Below are 7,438 nucleotides of genomic sequence, written 5' to 3'. Positions count from 1 at the left end.
CGGTGGTCATGCTTGCGTCCGCAAGAAAAGTTGCGGACGCAATAGTCTCAACTGCGGGGTCAGGCACCCAGGACGCCGATTTTCACGCGCTTACAGTTGTACGACGCCGCCGACAATCGCCTCGGCGCGGTGATCGAGTTGCTGTCCACGCTGAAACTGGCCGAGCTGAACAGCGCGCCGTTCTGCGATGTGTTGCAGATTTGCCGCTCGCTGTTGTTGCTGGCCTCCGATGCACAGTCGTTGTATCAGGCCGAGCATGAGCGGCGGCGGTTCGGGCGATAGAGCCAGAAACAAATAGCCCCGGCAGTGCCGGGGCTATTTCGATCTCCGCAACTAATACAAACCTAAAACTTTAAGATCAGTTCTTAGTTCTGCTGCCTCTTCAGAAGGCAAGCCCGCCAATGCAGAGGAAATATCAATCTCCTTGAGCAGTTCAGAGATGATATCTAGATGATATTTCTCAACCGCCTTCGAAGACCTGCCTGCTGAAAGAACAAGTGTTAAAACTTCAAGCATTAATTTCTCAACTGGCATATCAAAGGAATTCTCAAGCTCCATATAGGCATAGCCTACTTCGCTTTCTCCTTCAGTCCACGGGCTTTTATCGCTAAGTTTTCCCCGGCAATAGCTGTAATAGCTACCCAGGAACCAAGCGCGGATTTCACCGTAAGTTACGCGATCTTCCGTCACGGCGTCTTCCTCGGCGGGCGGAGCATAACCCCTTGGTTATCGAGAATATTTACTGTGATATTTGGATATTTTGCTTTGAACTGCTCAGCCACGTTCAGACAGCTTGCACAAGCAGCTTTTTCCGTAAGTATATTTACAGTCCCTCGTGCTGCGGTGTTATTCCCTAACTGGTCAGCAATATTATCGAGAATTTTGTATTCGGTATCTATCCCTCGATAAACCATATCCCCAGCTTTATTGGGCACCGATTGCGCTGTGAAATTCCCACTACCAGAGCCAATAAGTCCCTTGCCAGCATCTGAAACCTGACTATGTGCAGCCATCTGCTTGGGTATTCCAGGAATGTCAATTTCTGCGACTGCTACGTTACCGCTGCGCCGCAAGTCAGAAGGCAGTCCGGCTCGAACATCCATGACCCGCTGAGCCATCGGAGCGGTATCGATTACCTTCCCAGCCCCTTTTGCAGCAACAGTAACGCCCGACGTGGATTTCGTTGTCCAGGCGTCCAAACCCAGACGCGGCGCGGCTTCGAAGCGGGTGACACCGAGGTGGTTTTCGGTCGCGGCGTAAAACGGCCCCGACGCGACTTTGGGCGCTGCAAGCTGCACACCCAGGACGAGCCAGGCCAGCAGCAACACGCCCAGCCAGGTCAGCGGATTGTGACGGTTCAGTGTGTTCATGGCGCCGCAGTCTAGCGCGGCGCGGTGGCTTTGCAGAGAGCCCTTGCCCGGTGCGGTGGCTGCCGGCGGCGCAGCCGACGCAGCCGCCGTGCCGGGCAAGGGCCAACAAGCGCAGCGCGTTAGGCTCTTGGCCCTGGGCTTTCGCTTTTGCTCTGGCTCGTGCTCTGGCTTTGGGGAGCCCCTTGGGGCGGGCGGGGTAATAAACGTTCTTCAAGCAGCTGGGCGAAGCCGAGCGTCCAGCCTTATTGCCTTGGCTCTTGCAGCCGGGGGCCTGACATAACGCTTATTACGCGAACCCGCAGGGCGCGAAGCGGTGCGGAACCGGCGCGGACGCAGCTCCATCGCGGCCAGTGCCGGGGCCGCACTTTGCGTAATGCAGCGTTATGTTGAATGACTCGCGAAGCGCGGCATTTACCCCCGGCATTAACGCTGTGCAGGGGCGAAGCCGCTGCGCAACCTTATTTGCCTTGATCTTGATCTGGCGGACTGTCCGGCCCGCCAGGTGATCAGTTGCGGTGGGCCTGCATGTACTGGCGCAACAGCAGGTTGATGCGGGTCTGATAGCCCGCGCCCTGCCCCTTGAACCACTCCAGCACGTCGGCGTCCAGGCGAATGGTGACGGCCTGCTTCACCGGCACATGCAGCTCGGCATTGCGGAAGAACGCTTCACCCAGCTCGGGAATGTCGCTGGTGTCGATGTCCTGGTCGTCCATCTTGGCCAGGCGTTCCCAATCAGTTTTCGATGCTTTCGACATAGTGTTTGGCCTCCTGTCGGGTGGCTTTTCGGGCGGAGATGATGCGGATTACATCACCCCGCCGCTCGGTGTACACAACCACGCCAATCAACGATTTGATCCAGCCCAGGCTGATCCAGCGCTCTTCGTCATAGTCCACGCGCTCATCGCGCAGGGCCAGCATGGGGTGCTGGAAAAGGTCGGGGACGTCATTGAAGTCGATCCCGTGCTTGCGGATGTTGGCTTGGTTCTTGGCTTCGTCCCACTCAAAGCGCATTGCTGGTCCCGTATTGACGTCTGTACATACAGTCTACTGACTGCGAATAAGTTCGGCATGACCGTTCAGCCGTGATGAAGAATTCCCACCGCTATTCCTGCTCGGCTTCCTGGACCAGCTCCGCCAGCAGCCGCTCACCCTCGTCCACTACATCCAGCTCGTCCACCGCACTGCCCTGCCGCCTCAGCCTGGCCGGGTGCGTGGCCGTGTGGATCTCCTTGAGCTTGTGGATGGCCACTTGGGTATACACCTGCGTGGTTTCCAAACTCACGTGCCCGAGCATCGCCTGAATGAAGCGCACGTCGGCGCCGTTCTCCAGCATCAAGGTCGCCATGGTGTGGCGGAACAGGTGACAGCTGCCGGTCTTGCCGATCTGCGCCGCCTCGATGTACTCGCGCACCAGGGCCGTCAAGCGATTGGGGCTGAAGTAGTCGCCCTGCTGGGTCAGGAACAACTGCCCCGGATCGTTGGCTAGCACGAAATGCGGGCGTACCTCGTCGCGGTATTTCACCACCCAGGCTAAGGCGCGTTCGCCAATCGGCACCATCCGATCCTTCTTGCCCTTGCCCTGGCGGATCATCACAGTGCCGCGCTCGTAGTCGATGCTCCAGCGGTCCAGGCCGATCAGCTCCATCCGCCGCATGCCGGTGCTGTAGAGGGTTTCGAGCATGGCGCGGTCGCGGATGCCGGCCGGTGTCGTGGTGTCCGGCACATTCAGAATCCGCTCGGTTTCCGAGGCGGTGAGGATGTGTTTCGGCAGGCGTTGTTCGGAGCGCGGCAGATCGAGGTCGGCGGCGGGGTTGTAGAGCAGTCGGTTGGTTTTGGTCAGCCATTTGAACCACATGCGGATCGGGGTGATGCGCACGGTTTGGCTGCGTGCGGAAAGCGGCTCGCCATCGGCCTTGCGATAGAGGAACAGATGCCGCTGGTAGCGCTCCAAAATCGGTCGGGTGATTTCCTGCGGGCGGCTCAGGCCGCGCTCGTCGCACCAACGGATAAAGATGATCAGCAGGTCTTCCTGATTGCCGACCGTGCGCTCGGAGTAGTTCCGCTCACGCTGCCATTGCAGGAAGGCCTTCATCTGGAAGTACAGGCTGCCCGGATCGCCCAGCGGGCCAATCACCTGGTCGTTGATTTTCACGGCTTTGCGTTTGCGTCCGGTCGTGGCCATGGCTCAACCCTCGACTTGCGCGGCGCTGGACAATGACGGCGCGGACTTTTTATTTCCTGGGAACAGTGGTTTTTCAGCCAGCCCGACCGCTTCCGCCGCAACATCAGCAACAGCGCGGCCTGGACTGGCTTTCAGCGACTCCGACCACCCACCGACCGCGCCCCGACCAGAGCCCGACCGCTCTTCGCTTTGCCCCGACCGGACGGATTCGTTGCTCAGTTCGCTGACATCGAGCAGGCCCATCAAATGCGCCTGGTCACCGCCGTTCCCGTCGTACATCAGGCTGTATTCGTGGCTCAACCCGCGCCGGTAGAGCTGGAGGTATTCCAGTTCCAGCAGCCGGCCGAGGTGGATTTTCAGTTGGGTATCGCCCCAGCCGGTGGCCGCGCGCACGTCGCGCCGGGAGAAACGAAAGTCGTGAATCTTCACGCCCTGCGAGGCGGTCCACTCCTGCAACAACCCGAGCAACCGCCGCGTCTGCGGCGGTAGCTCGTCCAACGTCCGCCCGAGAATGTCGTGGGCCAGGCGGTTGGCCAGGGCGATATCGGCGGCCGTCGCCTCGATGTAGCGCAGCGCCTGGCCCTGCTGTTCGAGCTGTTTGATCGGGCGCTGATGCTGGTGCAACAGCGCAATCGAGCGGATCAACGTCAGGTATTTCATGTGATCGCGCCGCGTGCGGGTTTTGTCTGACATAAAGGTCAGCCGGTCCGCGTAGGGATTGACCACGGCCAAGGGTTTCAGCAGGCGCTGGGCGTTCTGGTGCAGGCGGATAATCGATTGCTTCTGCGCATCAGCCAGCAACCCGTCCAGGGTTTGTTTCCGCCGTTGCGCGGCGTGGATCGCTTCGGTCTGCTCGCGCGATTCGTTGATGGTCAGCACCAGGCAGCGGTTCAGTAACTCCTCGTCGATGTCGATGGCGGTGGTGGTCAGCATCAGCATCACCGGGCCTTGTACGCGGTATTGTTTGGTCACCAGGTTGCCCGTCGCCTCGTCCTTGCCCGTCGAGGCAATGGTCAGCTCGCCATCCGATTGCAACAATTTGAGCGCGTAGGCGGCTTGGCGCACGCCCTCCTCTTCGGCGATGGCCAGGATGCGGTGCTGCAAATCGGTTTCGCCGAGATAGAAAAGACTCTGCCCGGTCATCGCGCTGTACTGGATGCGTTCTTCTTCGGGCATCAGGTTCAGTACCGCGTCCATCAACGAACTTTTCCCCGCCGCGCTCGATGACTGGATCAACACGGCCAGCGGCTGATCGAGCTTGCGCGACACCGCCGCCAGGTAGCCGGCCAGCAGATTGGACGCCTCGCCCACCACGCCACAGCGCGACAAATCCGCCTCGATCCGCGCGAGCAAATCCGGCGCGCGCAGCAGATTCAGGGCCGCGCCTTCGTCCTCAGCGGACAGAACCGGCGCGGGATTTTTCGGCGCGAGCGCGGCGCTGATCGCCGCCTCCTGGAGGCCTTCGAGTTTCAGCAGCAGCCGGCCCAGGTCGCCTTTCAGCACGTCTTCGCTAACGCCCAATTCAATCGCCGCCTGACGCAAATAGCCCTGCCGGGCCTTGGCTGCGTACAGGTCGAAGCTGTCCACGTAATAGGCTGAATCAGCCTTCTCGCTGGCCTCACGGCGCACTTGCACATTGACCCGCATCTGCTCCGGGCCGAGGTTCTTTTTCCAGCCGCGCACCCGCCAATTGCGATCCGCGACCACCAGCAGCAAATCGCCCTGGGCGTTCTCGGCAAACGACTCGACTACGGATTTCGACTGATCCACCAGAGCCCCCGGAATCGGAGCCAGTGGCGCCACTGACGCGACTACGGTTTCCGACTCACAAGGCGCAACTGCCTGCGGCACCACGGCTAAGAAAGAGGATTCTTCGCCGGCTGATATTTTCGCGCCCGCGAAAATCTTCTCGGCGGACACGACTACCAATTCCGACTGATCCATTTTCGCGGGCGCGAAAATGCCCGCCCCTTCCCACACCGCCCGCTGCAGCAGCTCGCCCAGCGCCTGCGCCGGATTGTCCACCTGCAGGGCAAAGGCGTTCGCGTCCAGCCCCTGCGGGAACAGCAGCCGAAACACTTCCACGCCGGCGCCGCGCAATTCCTCGCCCAACGTGGCCGCCGCCGCATCTCCTGGTTCATCACGGTCAAACGCAATGATCACCCGCCGCGTACCGTGCAGTTTCAGCGCCTGCCAGTGATCGGCGGTGAAACCGTTCACGCCATACGCCGTGATCACGTTGCGCAACCCGGCACACCAGAACGTCAGCGCATCGATCAGCGATTCACACAGAATCACTTCCCCACCACCGACCAAGGCCGCTTCGTTCCACACCCCGCGCAGCGGCGTGCCCAGGTACAGGTGCCGCGATTGGTTAGCGGGAATCTTGTTGTTCGGCTGCATCCGCCGCCCGTACACCTGCATCACCCGCCCGGCCTGCTCCGGCAACAGGCTGCGCTCCAAGCCGATCACCGGCACCACCAGGCAACCGTTCAAATGCTCATGCCCGGTGGACCGCAACACGCCCAAGCGCTGCAACTGCTCGCGCATCGCCCGCCCGGCCTGGGTGTGCCCGGCCGGTAAACGGTACGTCAGGGTCTTGTTTGCGTAACCAAGACGAAAATGCTCGATCAGCTCCGGATGCACCAAACCGCGCGACTCCAGGTAGGCCAGCGCCTCGGGCGATTGCTTCAAATTGGCGTGGTAGTAGTCCACCACCGAGCCCAGCAGCGCCGCGTCTTCCACGTCCGACACCGATCCAGAGCCAGCGGCTAAAGAGGGAAGGTGTCGGGCGTGACTACGGGTGACACCGACTTTTTCCGTGCTGGCCAAGGCTCCGTCGCCGCGCAAAATCTGCACCGCATGCGGCAGGGAAACGCCTTGCGTCTTCATCACCCAATCGATCACCGACCCCGCCGCGCCACAGCCAAAGCAGTGGTAGAGATTCTTCCCCGGCGAAATCACCAGGCTCGGCGTCTTCTCTTCGTGGAACACGCAGGCCATGACGAAATCCCGCCCGCGCCGGGTCAGCGTGTGGCCCTGCGATTCGACCAGGCGCACCAGGGACACTTCAGACTTCAAGCGCTCCAGCTCGGCTTCGGGGATGCGGGCCATTCGGGTTTCTCCTGAAAACACGTCAACAAGCATATTGGATATTTTTAATTAATCCTACTATGCTAGCTTTCGTCAAGCAGCGAAAACCCGAGGCATAAACTCATGGTCCCCTTCTCCACGCTGGTTCTACCCATGAGCTTTCCGCAACGCTTGGCGGCCCTGCGCAAGGAGCGCGGCCTGACGCAGCAACAGATGGCCGACACCATCGGTGTGCATATTTCCCAGTTGCGCCGCTACGAAGGCGGCACCACGCAACCCACCATCGAGGTCTTCCGCAGGATCGTTCTGGCGCTCAGTGTCAGCGCCGATATGCTGCTCTTCGATGAAGGCGAACGCGGCCCGGATGATCGCTTGAAGCTTCAGTTCGAAGCGGTTTCCAAGCTCGATGACAAGGAACGCGAAGCCGTGGAAACCGTGATTGCCGGCGTTCTGCACATGCACGATGCCAAGCGCTGGCAGGTAGCTACCCCGTCCAAAAACGAACCGGGTACGAATTGAGAAACGCCGAAGCGGCGTCGAGAGAAAGGAGTTTGCGGTAATCCAAAAGACGCGGGCCGAGGGTGGTTGCACACCGTCGGCCCGCTAACCACCCACAGCTACGAAGGAGCTGAAAATGGCTGACGCCGATCATACGTCACACACCGCCACAACTGAACGCCGCGATACAGAGCGGTTTATTCGTAAGCGCTTGATTGACGACGTCCTTGCGATGCGAGTAGGCGCAGTTACTCAGTCGCGTTGAGGATCCAGGGCAGCAGGGCTTCATAGTCCT

8 protein-coding genes are annotated in these 7,438 nt (G+C 60.4%); 2 read left to right on the top strand and 6 right to left on the bottom strand.

Going from position 1 to position 7,438, the window contains the following annotated elements:
* Window positions 1-96 precede the first annotated feature (96 nt).
* Window positions 97-282, top strand: a complete 186-nt coding sequence (locus tag HNP46_RS35415) for a hypothetical protein (RefSeq protein WP_184598931.1) — start codon at window positions 97-99, stop codon at window positions 280-282.
* A 51-nt stretch (window positions 283-333) separates the two neighbouring features.
* Here HNP46_RS35415 and imm2 read toward each other — a convergent pair whose 3' ends face one another.
* The 6 genes from imm2 to HNP46_RS35385 form a co-directional block, all read right to left on the bottom strand.
* Window positions 334-690 (bottom strand): Imm2 family immunity protein, encoded by a 357-nt coding sequence (gene imm2, locus HNP46_RS36125; protein ID WP_184598929.1) that lies wholly within the window; start codon window positions 688-690, stop codon window positions 334-336.
* On the bottom strand, window positions 687-1,370 hold the full coding sequence (locus tag HNP46_RS35405) for a deaminase domain-containing protein (RefSeq protein WP_184598927.1): 684 nt from the start codon (window positions 1,368-1,370) through the stop codon (window positions 687-689). The genes imm2 and HNP46_RS35405 overlap by 4 nt, the downstream gene beginning before the upstream one ends.
* A 506-nt stretch (window positions 1,371-1,876) precedes the next feature.
* Window positions 1,877-2,125: a BrnA antitoxin family protein gene (locus HNP46_RS35400; protein ID WP_184598925.1), complete on the bottom strand. Its 249-nt coding sequence runs from the start codon at window positions 2,123-2,125 to the stop codon at window positions 1,877-1,879.
* Complete coding sequence (locus HNP46_RS35395) at window positions 2,103-2,381, bottom strand: BrnT family toxin (protein WP_184598923.1); 279 nt, start codon at window positions 2,379-2,381, stop codon at window positions 2,103-2,105. Before HNP46_RS35395 ends, HNP46_RS35400 begins: the two co-directional genes overlap by 23 nt.
* A 91-nt stretch (window positions 2,382-2,472) precedes the next feature.
* Window positions 2,473-3,552, bottom strand: coding sequence for a site-specific tyrosine recombinase XerC (gene xerC / locus HNP46_RS35390; protein WP_184598921.1), 1,080 nt, complete (start codon window positions 3,550-3,552; stop codon window positions 2,473-2,475).
* Between the two features lie 3 nt (window positions 3,553-3,555).
* Complete coding sequence (locus tag HNP46_RS35385) at window positions 3,556-6,666, bottom strand: CHC2 zinc finger domain-containing protein (protein ID WP_184598919.1); 3,111 nt, start codon at window positions 6,664-6,666, stop codon at window positions 3,556-3,558.
* Window positions 6,667-6,798: 132 nt separating this feature from the next.
* Between HNP46_RS35385 and HNP46_RS35380 the strand changes: the two genes are divergently transcribed.
* Window positions 6,799-7,164 (top strand): helix-turn-helix domain-containing protein, encoded by a 366-nt coding sequence (locus tag HNP46_RS35380; RefSeq protein WP_184598917.1) that lies wholly within the window; start codon window positions 6,799-6,801, stop codon window positions 7,162-7,164.
* Window positions 7,165-7,438: the final 274 nt, after the last annotated feature.

It is taken from the genome of Pseudomonas nitroreducens (assembly GCF_014204515.1).
In the GTDB taxonomy this organism is placed as follows: Bacteria; Pseudomonadota; Gammaproteobacteria; order Pseudomonadales; family Pseudomonadaceae; genus Pseudomonas; species Pseudomonas nitritireducens_A.
Note: the sequence above shows the minus strand (reverse complement) of the source record. Positions and strands in the feature narration are given on the sequence as shown.

Excerpts from the sequence above, each read along its gene's own strand:
- HNP46_RS35405 (WP_184598927.1), bottom strand. The coding sequence starts at position 1,370 with ATGAACACACTGAACCGTCACAATCCGCTGACCTGGCTGGGCGTGTTG.
- HNP46_RS35400 (WP_184598925.1), bottom strand. The coding sequence starts at position 2,125 with ATGTCGAAAGCATCGAAAACTGATTGGGAACGCCTGGCCAAGATGGAC.
- HNP46_RS35395 (WP_184598923.1), bottom strand. The coding sequence starts at position 2,381 with ATGCGCTTTGAGTGGGACGAAGCCAAGAACCAAGCCAACATCCGCAAG.
- xerC (WP_184598921.1), bottom strand. The coding sequence starts at position 3,552 with ATGGCCACGACCGGACGCAAACGCAAAGCCGTGAAAATCAACGACCAG.
- HNP46_RS35385 (WP_184598919.1), bottom strand. The coding sequence starts at position 6,666 with ATGGCCCGCATCCCCGAAGCCGAGCTGGAGCGCTTGAAGTCTGAAGTG.
- HNP46_RS35380 (WP_184598917.1), top strand. The coding sequence starts at position 6,799 with ATGAGCTTTCCGCAACGCTTGGCGGCCCTGCGCAAGGAGCGCGGCCTG.